General features: G+C 65.9%; 13 protein-coding genes. 4 read left to right on the forward strand and 9 right to left on the reverse strand.

Translation table 11 applies throughout. The annotated features are described in order from the left end of the window. Positions 1–17: 17 nt before the first annotated feature. Positions 18–167, reverse strand: coding sequence for a hypothetical protein (locus tag STRNI_RS19420; RefSeq protein WP_018090001.1), 150 nt, complete (start codon positions 165–167; stop codon positions 18–20). Between the two features lie 300 nt (positions 168–467). Here STRNI_RS19420 and STRNI_RS19425 point away from each other — a divergent pair, with 300 nt between their 5' ends. From STRNI_RS19425 to STRNI_RS19440, 4 genes are all read left to right on the forward strand, one after another. Continuing rightward, positions 468–1,652: a YcaO-like family protein gene (locus STRNI_RS19425; RefSeq protein ID WP_277411677.1), complete on the forward strand. Its 1,185-nt coding sequence runs from the start codon at positions 468–470 to the stop codon at positions 1,650–1,652. After that, positions 1,649–3,019: a TfuA-like protein gene (locus STRNI_RS19430; RefSeq protein WP_159487044.1), complete on the forward strand. Its 1,371-nt coding sequence runs from the start codon at positions 1,649–1,651 to the stop codon at positions 3,017–3,019. Before STRNI_RS19425 ends, STRNI_RS19430 begins: the two co-directional genes overlap by 4 nt. A 409-nt stretch (positions 3,020–3,428) precedes the next feature. Beyond that, positions 3,429–4,286 carry a response regulator transcription factor gene (locus STRNI_RS19435; protein WP_159487046.1) on the forward strand — a complete coding sequence of 286 codons (858 nt, stop codon included), beginning with the start codon at positions 3,429–3,431 and terminating at the stop codon, positions 4,284–4,286. Positions 4,287–4,303: 17 nt separating this feature from the next. Beyond that, on the forward strand, positions 4,304–5,026 hold the full coding sequence (locus tag STRNI_RS19440; protein WP_266440556.1) for a sensor histidine kinase: 723 nt from the start codon (positions 4,304–4,306) through the stop codon (positions 5,024–5,026). 31 nt (positions 5,027–5,057) lie between these two features. Here the strand turns inward: STRNI_RS19440 and STRNI_RS19445 are convergent, their stop codons facing one another. From STRNI_RS19445 to STRNI_RS19480, 8 genes are all read right to left on the reverse strand, one after another. Then, positions 5,058–5,693 (reverse strand): GNAT family N-acetyltransferase, encoded by a 636-nt coding sequence (locus tag STRNI_RS19445; protein WP_277411678.1) that lies wholly within the window; start codon positions 5,691–5,693, stop codon positions 5,058–5,060. A 675-nt stretch (positions 5,694–6,368) separates the two neighbouring features. After that, positions 6,369–6,956 carry a hypothetical protein gene (locus STRNI_RS19450; protein WP_277411679.1) on the reverse strand — a complete coding sequence of 196 codons (588 nt, stop codon included), beginning with the start codon at positions 6,954–6,956 and terminating at the stop codon, positions 6,369–6,371. Positions 6,957–7,069: 113 nt separating this feature from the next. Further along, positions 7,070–9,655, reverse strand: coding sequence for an ATP-binding protein (locus STRNI_RS19455; RefSeq protein WP_277411680.1), 2,586 nt, complete (start codon positions 9,653–9,655; stop codon positions 7,070–7,072). After that, positions 9,655–10,437 carry a hypothetical protein gene (locus STRNI_RS19460; RefSeq protein ID WP_277411681.1) on the reverse strand — a complete coding sequence of 261 codons (783 nt, stop codon included), beginning with the start codon at positions 10,435–10,437 and terminating at the stop codon, positions 9,655–9,657. Before STRNI_RS19460 ends, STRNI_RS19455 begins: the two co-directional genes overlap by 1 nt. A 107-nt stretch (positions 10,438–10,544) precedes the next feature. Beyond that, complete coding sequence (locus STRNI_RS19465; protein WP_277411682.1) at positions 10,545–11,225, reverse strand: Crp/Fnr family transcriptional regulator; 681 nt, start codon at positions 11,223–11,225, stop codon at positions 10,545–10,547. A 17-nt stretch (positions 11,226–11,242) separates the two neighbouring features. After that, the gene (locus STRNI_RS19470; RefSeq protein ID WP_277411683.1) at positions 11,243–11,737 is read right to left on the reverse strand and encodes a Pycsar system effector family protein; all 495 of its coding nucleotides are present in this window, start codon (positions 11,735–11,737) and stop codon (positions 11,243–11,245) included. A gap of 512 nt (positions 11,738–12,249) precedes the next feature. Next, positions 12,250–13,428, reverse strand: a complete 1,179-nt coding sequence (locus STRNI_RS19475) for a serine hydrolase domain-containing protein (protein ID WP_277411684.1) — start codon at positions 13,426–13,428, stop codon at positions 12,250–12,252. Between the two features lie 72 nt (positions 13,429–13,500). Next, positions 13,501–14,844: an NsdA family TPR-like regulatory protein gene (locus STRNI_RS19480; protein WP_277411685.1), complete on the reverse strand. Its 1,344-nt coding sequence runs from the start codon at positions 14,842–14,844 to the stop codon at positions 13,501–13,503. Positions 14,845–15,047: the final 203 nt, after the last annotated feature.

A 15,047-nucleotide genomic window follows, 5' to 3' on the forward strand; every position in this document is an offset into this window, starting at 1 on the left:
GGCCGGTCGTCGGAGTGCTACGACAGCGCGCAGGAGCTGCTGGCGCTCTGACAGCAGGCGTAGGCCCACGCCGAGTTGGCGTCGCCCTCACCCTGAGCAGACTCCGACCCGACAACCTCGAACATCTCGTCACCGAGCTGCTCAAGGTCGAGGAGGGTGTTCTCCATTTCCCTGTTCCTTTCGGTCGTCCGGCAATGACAACCGCATTGATATCCCGTCCCGGCAACGCCGGTACCCCTCCCTGCACCTCCCGCCGCCACTCCCCCTCTCCCCTTCCTGACCTGCGACGACAACACCTCAAAAAGCCTCCTCTGCAATACCCATGACGTTCTCCTTACGTACTTCTTCCGGTGCACTCACAGAAATTTTCCGCATCGCTGCACCAGTGCTTCCCTCCTGCTGTCCGGGCCTTTCGGTAGGACCGTCGATGCTGATCCGCAGGCCACGGAGCAGGGGAAGGGGGACGCGTGCGGAAGGTTCATTTCGACGGCACACACCGCGTCCGGCATCCAGAGGAGACCTGGGCGGTCATCGACCGGCTGCGGGGAACGTTCGGCATCACCCGCGTCGCCGATGTGACCGGGCTGGACACCCTGGGCGTGCCCGTGGTGATGGCCGTGCGGCCGGCGGCCAAGACCCTCACCGTCTCCCAGGGCAAGGGCACCTCGCTGCTGCTGGCACGCATCTCCGCCGTCATGGAGTCCGTGGAGCTGTGGCACGCCGAGTACGCGTGCCCGGCCCCCGAGGTGCTGGGCACCCCCGCGTGCGAGCTCACTCTGCCGTACGACGTGCGCGATCTGCAGCAGCACCACGGCAGCCTGCTGAGCGAACGGACGCCACTGGACTGGGTGGTGGGCACCGACGCGGCGACCGGGGAGAAGACCCTGGTCCCCCGCGCCTCCGTCGGCATCGACTACCAGGTGTCGGATGCCTGGCAGCCGCCGTTGCTGCACGGCTCGACCAACGGTCTGGCGAGCGGCAACAGCTACCACGAGGCGGTCACGCACGCGCTCCACGAGGTCATCGAGCGGGACTGCACCGCGGCGATCGGCTCGGTGCCGGTCTCCGAACGGCGGCATGTGGACCCGTCGACCGTGGACGACCCGATGTGCGCGGCCATGCTGGGGCGGATCGCGGACGCGGGGGCCTGGATCGAGATCGCCGACGTGCCCAACCGCTGGGGACTGCCCTGCTTCGTGACGTACCTCTGGTCCGAGGACTTCCCCGCGCTGGCCGTCGGCTCGGGGGTCCACAGCTCCCCCGCCGTGGCGCTGAGCCGCGCCGTCACCGAGTCGGCGCAGAGCCGGCTGACCGCGATCGCCGGCAGCCGCGACGACCTGTCCGCCGCACTGTTCTCACCCGCTCCCTCCGCGGCCGGGCGAGCTCCGGTCACCCAGGGGGACGTGGTCGGGTGGGCGGACGTCTCCGCTCCGGTCCACCAGTTCGCCGAGGACACCGACGAGACACGGTGGCTCGCGGACCGGGTGTGCGAGCTGACCGGTTCGCCGCCCGTGGTCGTCGACCTCAGCACCCACGACGGCTTCAGCGTGGTCAAGGTCGTCGCCGCGGGTGTGACGTTCGACGGACGGCACGAGATCCCCCGCCCCCTCGCCCCACCTGCCTCTCCGCCCGCCCCGAAGGAGTCCGCGTGACCACCCACGTGTTCGTCGGACCCACCGTGCCCGCGGACGAGGTCCGCCGGGCTGCGCCCACCGCGGTGGTGCACGGCCCGGTGCGGCACGGCGATCTGCTCGCCCTGGCCACCGGCCCCCGCGACACGGTGCTGATCGTCGACGGGGTGTTCCACCAGAGCGCCCCCGTGCGGCACAAGGAGATCCTCGACGTCCTGGCACGTGGCACCCGGGTCGTGGGCGCCTCCAGCATGGGCGCGCTGCGGGCCGCCGAACTGTGGCCGTACGGCATGGAGGGCGTGGGCCTGGTCTTCGGCATGTACGCACGCGGCGACCTGGAGGCCGACGACGAGGTGGCCGTAAGCCATCTCCCGTCGGGCGACCACCGGCAATTCACCGTCCCCCTGGTCAACCTGCGCTGGACGGTTGCGAATGCGGTGGCCGAGGAGGTGCTGTCCGCCGAGGCCGGCGACGCGCTGCTGGACAGGGCAAGAGCCCTGCACTACACCGAACGGACCTGGCCTGCCCTCGTGCACGCCACTCGGGAGGCGGACCCGTCGTCCACCGACGCTGCCGTGCGGTTACGGGAGTTCGCACAGCGCCACCCCGAACTGTCCGACCTCAAGCGCCGGGACGCGCTCGTGGCACTGTCCCACTGCGCACATCCCCGCCGTCCGGCCGTCTCCCCGTCCACACCGGCCTGGCTGTCCCCACGGACGATGTACCTCGCCCGTTGGTGCGGCCTCTTCCGTCCCGCGACGCCCGGCAGACACCCGGCCGGGGTCTCCGAACTCGACGTGCTGCGCTTCCAGCAGCTCTACGCGCCGGACTTCCCCGCCCGCTACCGCCGGTACGCCCTCGCACGGATCGCCCGCGAGCACCGGGCCCCGGATGACCGCGATCCGGCACCCGCCGCCATCGCTGCGGCCGCCGAACGCGGCATCACCGCGGAGCTGCTGCCGCAGGAGGCGTGGGAATACTGGCTGACACCCGAGGAGCGGGGCGGCAGCAGTCCGGAAGGCCGTCTCCTCACCCTGCTGGTGCGGTCCTTCCGGGCCGCTCCGGGTGCGGCCCCCTTCCATGACGCACCCGACGCGCTGCGGGGAACGGACGACGCCTGGTCGGCCAGCGCCGACGCCGTGGCCGCGGCCGGCCGGCTCAACGAGCAGATGGCACGCACCGGGACCCACCGCACCCCCGGGCACCTGCCGCACAGCGTGGTCCGCCGGCACCTGGCGGAGGTCTGGCAGGGCAGCGGAAGCGGGCACCTGGAGGCCACGGCCCGCGACCGGGGCTTCCTCGCCCTCACGGAGGCCGAAGAGGCGGCCCGGCACTTCGTCCTGCTGCACCGGGCCCGGCCCGCTGCATACCGCTTCACGGCACTCTGACGCCTGCCCTTCGCAAGCTCAGCCTTCCCCCCGGCCTTCCCCCGCCGTTCCCCCGCGACGGCCTCTCCCCCACCGTCATGACGCGCCCACCAGCAGCCCCCCACCACGCCTCCGGCAGGGCGCGTCGTCCTCCAGAACTCCACTCCTCCGCCTCTGAGTTGGCCTCCCATAACATCCTCGCTCATACGAGCGAACGGCGTTAAGATCGCGACAGTTCCTGCGATCCACAGCCGGCCGCATCGAAGCAGCACCCGATGCCGAACCTCATCAGGCACCCACCTTCCACACTCGGTCGGGGACGGATTGACCGGCGCGGATCGGCCGGCACGACAACCGCATAGGGGGAAGGCTCTTCGACCAGGACCTTCCACCGCTGTCATGCGCCACGAACGGGGAAGGACGCAGTTCCATGAACGTTCTGATCGTTGAGGACGACGACGGAGTGGGCGAGGCGTTGGAACAGGCCCTCGGCTTCCACGGATTCCTGACACACCGGGTCTGTACCGGCGCCGAGGCACTGGAGCGGCTCACGGACACGAACCTCGTCCTGCTCGACCTCGGCCTGCCCGACCTCGACGGGTACGAAGTCTGTCAGCGCATCCGCGATCGCTCGTGCGTCCCGATCATCGCACTCAGCGGACGCACCAAGGAGCTGGACCGCGTGCTGGTGCTGCACATGGGCGCCGACGACTTCATCCCCAAGCCTTTCAGCCGCTATGAACTGGTCGCGCGCATCGGAGCTGTCTCCCGCAGGGCCAGAGGCTGTCGACAGCACGGAACGGGCCAGTTCACCCCCGGCAGGCCCGCCGCACAGTCCCCCACCACCCCCACGGACTTAGCCCCCCTGCCCCCGTCGGCCCCACCCCCATCCCCATCCTCACCCCCGTCCCCGTCCCCGTGCCAGACTTTCGCGCCCCTCGCCGCGGAGCACCGGGTCGAATCGCACCGGAGCACTGGCCAGGCGCCACTGCAGGTCGGCCCCCTGCGCCTTGAAGCACGCACCCGCAAGGTCTTCGTGCACGGCGAGGAAATACACGTCACCAGGAAGGAATTCGACCTCCTGGCGATGCTGATGGAGGCACCCGGCGCCGTGATGGGGCGTCAGGACATCATGTCCCGGGTGTGGGACGAGAACTGGTTCGGCTCCACACGCACGCTGGACGTCCATGTCGGGTCACTGCGCAGCAAGCTCGGCAGTAGCGAGTGGATCGAGACGGTGCGCGGGGTCGGCTACCGCCTGACGATTCCGGCCGCCGCGCACACCTGAGACAGGAGGGACCGCCCGTGAGCGTCACCCCGCCCCCTCCCTTACCCGTTCCGGCTCCCACCCCGACCGTGGAGGACCCCTCCGCCGTCGCCGCCGCTGCCGCGCACCAGGTCCGCGGCCCCCTCTCCTCCATCCAACTCCGCCTGGAACTGCTGAGGGACCGGCTCACCGGACCGCCGAACGCCTCTGCCCGGCAGGAGATCCAGGACATCCTGCGGGAGATGGAGCGGCTCTCCGAGATTCTGGGCCAAGTCCTTGCCTGGGGCGCTGTTGATCACAGCTCCGGCCCCGTGGAGACGGTCGATGTCCTCGGCGTAGCCGCCACACGTGTCGATGCCTGGGCCGCCCAGGCCTGCGTCCGCGGGGTCCGGCTGTGCCTGGACGGCGTCGCCGTCACCGGCACACAGGTCCGAGGCAGCCTGGAACAAGCCCTCGATGTCTTCCTGGAAAACGCCCTGCACGCCGCGCCCGAAGGCAGCGACATCTGCGTCACGGTGTACGCCACACCCTCACTGGTCCGCGCGGAGGTCCGTGACCAGGGCCCCGGTATGTCGGACGAGGAGATCGCGCGCGCCTGCGAGCCCTTCTGGCGCGGAACCGCCGGCCGCAGCCGCGAGGGCACCGGCCTCGGCCTGACCGTCGCCGCCGCCCTCCTCGCCGCTTCGGGCGGCCACCTCGAACTCGGCAGGGCCCCTACGGGCGGGCTACGCGCGATCGCCGTACTGCCGGTGGCCGACTGACGGGCTTCCTGAGCACCGGGCCGAGCCCCCGCTATCGGCCCCGGTGCAGGGTGTACGACCACAAATGGTCCACCTCCACGAATCCGGCTGATTCATACAGGGCGTTGGCCGCTGTGCGGTCACGTTCTCCGCCGGGGGGCTCATCGTCGTCCACGTACAGGACCACCTGATCGGCGCCCAGGTCACTCAGGGCTTGGAGCGCGGAGCCGAGCACGGCGCGGCCGAGGCCGTGCCCCCGTGCGTCGGGGCTGACCTCGATCCACCACAGGACGCCGATGCCCTGGAGCGGCAGGCCGATGACCGCTTCGGCGACCGTCCGGTCGTCGCGACGGACCTGCAGTTTCCGCGCCGCACGGCGTTCCGGCTCGGCAACGATGCGGATGTCCGAGACCCGTGGCAGCTCGGGGCGCGGCAGGTCGGCGCGCATACAACGCCACAGTCGCTCCCCGGCGAACCCGGCGTGCTCCAGTGCCGCCCGCGTCACGGGCCGGTGACGGGCCGGCAGCGCCTCAAGGCCCTGGGTGAGCACGGTGGCGAACTGAAATGCCTCGGCAGGGCGCGGTGGCAGTGTGGTCAGCGCGTGGGCGATCAGCGCCTCGGCCACGGTCGCGTCCTCACGGCAGTGCAGCCACTGAATCAGCCCCGTGTCATCCTTCGTGCGCCGCACACAGGAGATGACCCCCACAAGGCCTCCGGCAGCACTGACGGCCACCTGAACGGCCGGCGGTCCGAACTCACCCCACCAGGAGTCTTCTTGGGCAGCACTGCCTCGCATGGCCTCCGCCAACATGGCGGGAGTGACTTGCGGCTGCCCTGGAAGCCGGTCCGCGTCGATCAGCACCAGAACGGCCGTCTGATCCATGGGGTCGTAGGGGCGCAGCGTCACAGGCGCCGGGGAAGACGCGGATGCAACCATGGTCACTGGTCACCTCTCTGTCCGGTATGACTGATGTCGCGGGGGCCGGAAGAGAGGCCCCGGAGGAAGTCATTTACACCTACGTACAGGGCCTCAAGACGGACACGGTCCGCGCTACCGGCGCCCTTCATCGACTCGACATCGGCCGAGAACGCCCTACCGAGGTCCGAGGTCAACAAAAAGAAATCGCAGGTCAGAGGACTGACCTGCGATTTCCCATGGAGCCGCCTTCGGGATTCGAACCCGAGACCTACGCATTACGAGGGGGTGCATGATCGTGACGGATGATGCTTCGTGATCACGTCAAATTCCGTTTCGCCTGCTCAGGAGCCATGGTGACCTGCCACACGTGACGCGCAGTCCAACGGGTGCTGTCCCGTCCGCTCACGCATCGCTCACGTATGGCATCCCGCCCCGGCACCCTGGCTATCCCGGAGGCACCTCCTCCGCCAGGTCCTCCCATCCCATCTGCTCCAGGACGATCCGAGCCGTCGCGGTGAACTGCTTCTCCCGCCCTGGCTCCTCCCCTAGACGCCCGATGACGCCCGCAATCACATGGGCCATCCTCATGGCCTTCGACTGAGCGTCGTCGGCAGACCCGACAGCAGGTAGGACCTTCTCGTTGAACTCGTTCCAAGAGAGCTGAATGAGCTCGCCCTTGTGGCGATCAAGCCACCAGGTCCGCGCCATACCGGGCTCGCCGAGAACAGCTTGGATATAGGCCAGGCGCTCGCGATCAATCGCATGCCTTAGCCGCTCTGCTCGCAAGGCATCGTCATATGCCTGGGTGCGCGCACGGTCCTCTGGACCGAGGGACAGGGCCACGCGAGCCTTGATGCGTAGTTGCGGATGACCTTCGACTTCCGTCCACCGGGCAGTTGCCAGGGCAAGCTCCTCTTGAGCCGTCTGCACATGCGCTGGCGCGCATTGGCTGGTGATGCCACTGGCCAAGGCATCAAGCGCTAGTCGGGCAGCAGCGCGTGCAGCGCTGCGTCCCTGCTGACGCAGTTCCATCGCGGGCTCGAAGGTGAGCTTCCCTGTGGCGGCGAAGCGAACTCCGGGCAGCTCAGACGGCCACGTGCTGGTTATATGTGTGCGTGGGTGGCGCCACGGGGAGCGTCGCATGGCTACTCCGTTCGCCCCTCGCGGCGACGCTTGCTTCGGACGATCGCTTCGGTCAAAACCTGCCCCCAGAAGGATTCGACGAAGTCGGAGCCATCTGCGAAGAACCGACTCAACCCGTTGCGGTAGATGGCCGGCTCATAGACGTCGGCAAGCAGATCGACCAGTGCGTCCCGCCGCAGAGCCCCTCGGTCAGCCAACTCACCCCACTTTGTCAGCTGGCTGTCTACAGCCTCTCTGGCATCTTCGGTGGTAAGCAGTTGCTGCCACGCCTCAACGAAACGCCGCCGGTCGCTCTCCTCTTCAGCGTTACGAAGCAGGAAGGCGGCACCGCTCTCGCTGGATGCGAGGGCCAGGAAAACGACCAGAGCCTGGATCCGCAGCTTGTCGTCATCGAGCCACACGCCTACGGCCTCGCGGACCTCAGCAGGACGGGCTTCTACTAGGCGCCTAAGTGCTTCCGTGACTGGCCTAGAACCGAAGGGGCTCTGCCCTGCCGCCCAACGAAGCCGAGTCAGGGCGATTCCAGGCTTCTTGACGCCCAGTTCTCCGCCACAGACCTCCGTGACGAGCTTGATCGTCTCTTCCGATGAGGGATTCCTTGCCCACAGATAGAGACGGTGCCTGACGTAGGCTCCGATCTGCGAGTCAAGCGCTGCCGCGGTAAGGGCCTCCACCGCCAACTGGCGACGTCGACCCACCAATCCCGTCCCAATGCTGTCCAGAATGTCACCATCGCGACGGACAGTGGCCAAGTGGAGCAACATCTTGGTGACTCGTCGGGCATCCTCCTCGGGTACGGTCAGGTCAGCCGCTACCGATACAGCCCACGAGCGTAATAGTTCACGCTGGGTCGGGAATTCCTCCCACAAATTCTGCAGGATCGCAGGTGCAAGGTCATGCTTGTCCTGTTCATGGAATGCCTGCTCGCCGTACGTACTGATCTTGGCGGCTGCCAAGCGTCGCGACGAGGTGGCGTCCGCAAGGACTTCTGCGGAGGCGCGCGAAATCTCCAAGTCCTCCAACAGCGCATCCGCGGCCTTGAGGACGGACCGGAACTGTCCCCCATGGAGCAGGGCCCCAGCCCAGACCGTAGCCCGCATGGACAGCAGACTCGGATCGCCTTGCCCCCGTGGCTCCCGGCGGTTCAGAAGCCCCTCGATGTGATCGTGCCACCCCCTGAACTCGTCTACGATCTTAGCTAGATCCCTTTGCTTCGCTTCGGCAATGATGCGGGCGAGGCGGCGGGACTCCTGAGCCGGCGGGTTGGATTGCCAGATCCCCGTGAACACCGGGTCGTCCAGCCACTCCACTCGATCGCCGGAAGATCGCGCCCTCAACTCGCTTTTGACGAGAACCTTAGCGTCAGGCGATGACAGCCCGACTGTGAATTCTAGAGTCGGCTCGACCCAAGCACCTTTCCATTCCTTTGGACTTGCCAGGATGACCAGGAACCACCCTTTTTTGCGACCGTCATTGCCGTAGTTCGCTAAGTCCCGACCGAAACGTCCGTCGGGATCCCCTTCTGGCAATTCCGACAGATCAAGGACATAGCCTTGCCCTCCAATTTTGGGAAGCCGCTCGATGCTGGGCTTAGACCACTCAGGTTCGAGGTCGAAGAGTTCCAGCGGCCGGGGCGTGACCCCTAACGTGTTGAGCAGTCGCAGCGCCGCTGTCCGACGACCATTGCCCGGCGAAGCGCTGAGGATTACGACGCCTTGGGATGCCAGATGCCGACTTGCCTCCTCCAATTGGCCTGGATCTCGCGGCGCAACGAAACGATGCTCCGAGCACGCTGCAAGGTCTTCCCTTGGAATAGCAATCTGCCTGACGAAATCACCCTTCCAGAAGTTGTTGACCTCCTGGTTCACTGCCTGATGGAACGGGCCCGATCCGTAATTCTGCCCCGTGAACGAGGTGCTCTCTGACTCCCTTGGCAAGCTGGATTCCGCAGCATCCTGAACATCAGTCTCGTGATCCGTTACCTCACTCTGCTGACTGAAGGAATTCAGGTAGCCGGGCTCCTGCGTTTCCGCACCAGGCACTAAGTCAGCCATTAATGGGTCACCCCCATGGCTCTGCACAGAGTGCGACACGCGTCGCTGGCCATCGCCTTCTTCCCGCTCAGCCGCTTCATCCTGTCGGGCATTCTCCGCCGATCCAGCCAGCGCTTCGCGCAGAGTGACGTGTCGATCGTCTACCCGTCCAGGCGTTCCGCCGAGTCCTTCTCCGAGATCACGGGTCGGCGTTTCTTGTCGAGACTGCTGCGGTGCGATTTCACTAGAAACCGGTTCGACACCACTCACGGCGGCGTCATCCACCGACAAAGTCGTCAAATGGGGTAGCTCACCGACCGGTGTTGCTGGGGAAATAATGGGATCCGGGGCTTCCGGCATGAACTGGAGAGGCGTTTCGGGCTGAGACGTTAGCTCTTCCATCCGTCCCGAAGGGCGAGCGAATGGATTTCGGAACGATCGCCGTCCCTCACTGTTCCGAAGAGACTCATCGACCTCGTCCGACTGGGACTTCCGGTACTCCTCCGAGGAACGCCCGCCGATACCAATCTCGTCGCGGTCACGGTCGCTGTCCATTACTGCTGTCCCCCAAAGGAGTTGTTGATTGTCTGGTTGTAACCCTGAGCACCGTGAGGGCCCTGGTAGCTGAAGGTCACGTTGCCTGGAACCGCAGTTGCGGCCTCCGAAGCAGAGGGTGACGGCGACTCGGAGGCGGGAGCGGCCTCAGGGGCCTCGAATATGGAAGAGTCTGCGAGTTGCCAATCAAGACCCGGTACGTGCAGCCAGGCTGGCTGCTCGAAGGTTTTGACCTTTGCCAGACGGCGCGAGAACTGGCTCGGGAGTGTGTCCCCGGTCGTACAGCCACTTTGGAACACGTCTTCGTACACTCGCTGCGAGATGATCACGGCTGTATTAGTGATCTCGGGGTTGGCACGCGCCAACAGGTCTCGCAACGCCTGGTCGTCCAGGAGCCGGTGCGTATGAACCATGGGGACGCCGAGTCCGCTGGCAGGCAAGGGACCGACGTGGACGCTGACTCGAAGCTGCAATGGAGGCTGGCCGGGATGGCCGCTCCTCCATTCAGACAAGACTCGCCGCAGAGCGTCCGGGAAACATCCAACCAGGCCCGGAAGCACTTCGGGCTCCATGCCGGCGACGTAACCATCGCCCGTGTGCTGCCCAAACATGCGCCGCTCCCAGCGACCGCTCAAGCCAACGGCGGTTAGCGCCTGCGCAAGTACCTGCTGGATCTCGGCATTTATCTGTTGCATCGTCTTGCTGGTGTGGCCACTGAAGTTCCGGGCGTCTACTGCCAAGACGGCCCGGTAGGGCCACAACTGCTCCCAGGACGACGTCATGGTTGCCTCCCATCAATTCACTTTGGCTGCAATCGAGTTGATGGCTACCTTCGCGGACCACGACGAGGTAAACCGTCCAACTCTGGACGGCTCAATGGTGACGTGCATCACAGGGTGTGATCGTCGCGAGGATTCGCTGCCCGCGCGGCTAGCTCGAGGCGGGCTGTGTCCCTGACAAGGATCTGGCTGCGCCCAAGAGAGAGAATCCCTGCCGCTTGCAGCTGGCTCAGCACAGGAGCTGCCGACGAGCGGCTCATTGCCGCCATTGCGGCCAACTCCTCGCGAGGCATGCCCAGCTCCACCAGCAAGCCATCACCCTGCGGGCGGCCGACCTCTCTGGTCAGGTGAACCACGACACGTGCCATCCGTGCCGACGGAGGCAAACTGGCGAGGTCGGTGCGCAGTCGCTCAATGTGTTGCATTCGATCTACGGCAAGCCGATAGACCGCGGTAGCAAGCTGGTAGCGCTCAAGGTATCCCCGGAAGGCATGGGATGCGAGAATGTAACCGACGCAAGCGGAGACTGCCTGGACCGTGGCCGAACGCGGACGGTCCAAAATTGCGCCCATTTCACCAAGAGCCTCACCAGCCCCCCGGAGTGTCAAAGTGAGCGAGTCTCCAGCTTCGGTGACCTGGACGACTTTCACGGTTCCCTCAGCGAGAGCGATGACCGACGAAGGCGACTCCCCTTGACTTAATAAGATGGAGCCACGTCGATAGGTCCGCCGCTGACCACGATTAATGAGATCCTGCCACGCCTCAGCAGGAACGAGCTGACGGAAGTTCATGCCGCCCCTTCACCGAACTATCCGACCGCAGCGGTCAAAGCCAGTGCCACCGCCCCGGCGGCGGCCAGAGAAAGAGACCACTGAACTCGGCGATGTTTGATCCAGGCAATTTCGCTCATTACAACCAACTGCCGAGTCAGCGCCGGGAGTGGATCCTTCTCGCGGAGGGCTGCCTCGAGGTCAACTGGTTCCCAGGTCCGGAGATGACCAAAATAGAGAAAGTCGTCACCCTCCTGGAGCCCACGCCTCTCTTTTCTGAGGTTAGGCGAAATGGCCGCTACCGCAAAAGAAGCTCCAGCCCCCAGTAACGAAGCCCCCAGCCACAGCAGAAAGAGCGCTGGCCCCGCACCCACGCCGCCGAATACACGACCCGAGCCAGCAAGGACCCCGAGGGCCGCCAAAACAGTAGCCTGCAAGGTTAGCGCGAACGAAGCCTTACCGTCTGCTTTTCCCGTCCAGTCCGCGAGGGCGCCATGCATTTTCCACGCCGTCTCCAAAGGATCTGCCGCCACCTACCCCACCTCATGGTAGCTTTGGCGATCTGTGACTGCATACGAATCCTCGCCGATAAAAGACCACTGCTCGAGTTGATCATCCGTCGGCCGAAAAGAGGAAATTTGTAGCGCAGCGCGTTCAGCGTCTGAGGCTTTAAGTCGCCACCACCTACCGTACGTATCACGCATGAGGTGGCGCCGATAGATCCAAATTGATTCCCAATGCAACGCCGTCCGGTACGTCAGACCGGGATTCACGCGCATCCATAAGGAGGTCCTTCGCGTCGTGTGTGGCGCAAGGATGTAGCGAAGCATTCTCGTTCGCGCTTGAATCGATAAAGCTAACACAATGTTCACTCCATCCATAAGATATCTCTAGCCAGCCTGACTGCCCTCGCTGGCGAGGTATACATCGTTAGCTACTCAGTCCGTGGGCGCCGTGGTCTTCTTGGCCTGAAAGCATCCATCACTGGCGCCATCTGGTGCCTAGTACGCGAACGGCCGACAGGCCATGGATTGAGCCTGCTGCGCTACCGTCCCGTCAATGACCTGCGCACCGCGTCGACCAACGATGTCGCACGCACATCGTCGGGGCCGCTGATGATGTGGTTCATCACGTAGGCGAAGGCGATGCCGTGTTCGGGGTCGGCGAAGCCGAGTGAGCCGCCTCGGCCGGTGTGGCCGAAGGAACACGGCCCGGTCATGGGGTTGTCCTCGGTGGGCAGCATGTAGCCGGAGCTGAACCGGCTGGGCGCTACCAGTACTTGGTCCCTCCCGTTGGCCTGCTCCTTGGTCGCCGAAGCGAGCGTCTCCGGGGTGAAGAGGCAGACGCCGTCCACCTCGTCGATCAACGCCGCATACATGCGCGCCAGTCCGCGCGCAGTGCCGATGCCGTTGGAAGCCGGGAGTTCCGCGGCCTGCACTTCGGGCGAGTTGAAGTCGATCTCGGCCGGGTCGGTAACTGCGTACGCCCTGTTGCTGAAGGAGTTCGGGTCGCGCCAGGCGGCGACCTGTTCGCGGAGTTCTTCGGGGATCGACTCTGGAGGCATTGTTGTGAAGTCGACCTCTGGCTTTCGGTGCACCATGCGGCTGACCCGGCCGCGTTCGCCCGCCGGCAGCCCGATGAAGAAGTCAAGCCCGAGTGGGACGGCGATCTCGTCGGCGAAGAAGCGGCCGGGCGTGCGTCCGGACACTCGGCGGATCACCTCGCCGACCAACCAGCTCCAGGTCCTGCCGTGGTATCCGTGTGCGGTGCCTGGAGTCCACACAGGACGTTGAGCGGCCAGTGCTGCCGACATCGGATGCCAGTTCAGCGCCTCTGCCAGTGGCACCGGTTGATCCAGGGTGACCAGGCCGGCCTGGTGGGACAAGAGCCACCGCACCGGGATGTCCGCCTTGCCGTTCTCGGCGAACTCCGGCCAGTACTTGGCCACCGGAGCGTCCAGGTCCAGCTCGCCGCGTTGGGCCAGCAGATGTACTGCGCTCGCGGTCGCCCCCTTCGTCGCGGAGTAGACCAGTTGCAGGGTGTCTCGCACCCACGGACGATCGGTGCTGGGGTCGGCAACTCCGCCCCAGAGGTCCACCACTGGGCGCCCGTCCTGGTACACGCACACCGCCCCGCCCACGTCCCCGTGGTGCGCGAAGTTCGCCGCAAACGCCTCACGTACAGGTTCGAACCCGGGCGCGACATCACCGTCGATCGTCGTCATGCGGCACATCGTGGCACTTTCGTTGACCGCTCTGCGGGGTGGGATCACTCTCGACGCATGCGGCGTTCCCCATCAGGCTGTGACGGGCAGCGCCTGCAGTCGCTCGCGGAACTCGCGGACGGCTGTTACTGACTTGTGCGGTTCGAGCCGTGCGGAGAACTCCTTCAAGCGGTCCAGGGCCCGCACAGAGCTGACCTTGTCTTCGAGGAGCTCAGCGCCGTAGTTCGCGGCGTCGAGCGCCCCGTCCAGATCACCACCGGCGAGCCGGGCCTCGGCCAGACGGCTGGACCGGACGGCCTTGTCCCGGGGCGCCGCTTTCGTGACGGAGGTTTCCAGGGAACTGGTCGCGCGCTCGACTTGGCCCGAGCGCAGCAGGACCTTGCCTTCGGTCGACTTCAGTTGTGCCTCGCCGAACCATCCGAGCCAGTCAGGGTTTTGTTCCACCGTGTGGCGATCCCATAGGACAGCGGCACGGTTCAGTGCCGTACCGGCCCTCTGATGATCGCCGTCGCGGGACAGAGCCTCGGCCTTGTGCAGGTAGAGGAAGGACTGGGTGAAGGGCGACAGCGTGCGGGGGGCGTTGTCGAGGGCGGTCGAGACGAGGTCGACTCGCTCGGCGGTCCGGCCGGCTTCGGAGACGTGGACCCCCATCTCCGCCAGGACGAAGGCGCCGAAGGCGTCGTCTCCGGCGGTGCGAGCGCTGCGCATGGCACCGATGTAGTACCGCTGTCCTGCGGATCGCAGCCCTGTGTCGTAGGCCATCCAGCCGGTCAGATGCGATACGCGGGCCGCAAGCGCGTACAGGCGGAATTGGATCTTGTCCGTGTACCGGCCGGCGCTCAGGAGGCCGCTGATCAGGGCGAGGTCGCCGCGTGCCTGTTCCAGCAGCCGGGCGCCTCCGAGTTGGTCGTCGAGGGTGCGGAGTGTGCTGATGCGCTGCTCGATCGTCGAGACCATCGTGTCGGTGATGCGGTCTCCGTTGAGGGCGGATGCGAACGCGGAGGGTGCGTCGGCCCAGCTTGCTGCCGCGCCTGTCAGGGCGGCACCGGTGATGGTGAGAAACCCTCGACGGTCCATGCGGCCGCTCCCCACCAGATCAGCCAGTGCTTCGACGGTACCGGCCTCCGTCCAGGGGGCAGTGAGTCCAGTGACTTCCCATACCGGGAGCCACCACGGCCATCCCATTGCCTGGACCTGTTCGTACGGAATTCGCAGCAGGTCGGCGAGGACACACTGCGCGTCGGCGTCAGGCTCCTGGCCCTGTTCCCACTTCCACATGGTGGTGCGATTGGTTGCCAGTGGGAGGCCCAGTTCCTTCCCCCGCGCCTGCATGAGTCGGGCGAGCTCGGCTTTCCCCCAACCCCGCGACTGGCGGACGAAGGTCAGTGGGTGCACTGCTAACAGCTCACCGGGCACGTCATCGCTCCTGTGTCATCCCGCCGTTCCGTACTTCGGCGGTTACTTGGCGTGTGCGCGTATGGAGGGACGTCCCCAAGAGGAACACCCCAGAAACGTTTCGGACTTGCACGCTACGGCCGTTGACTGAGTATCAGCCGCCCTGGGGCAGACGGACAGGCTCATTCAGGCGGCTTCCCAGTTCGGCGCCTCCACCCCCTTGC

Source organism: Streptomyces nigrescens, from assembly GCF_027626975.1.
GTDB lineage: Bacteria > Actinomycetota > Actinomycetes > Streptomycetales > Streptomycetaceae > Streptomyces > Streptomyces nigrescens.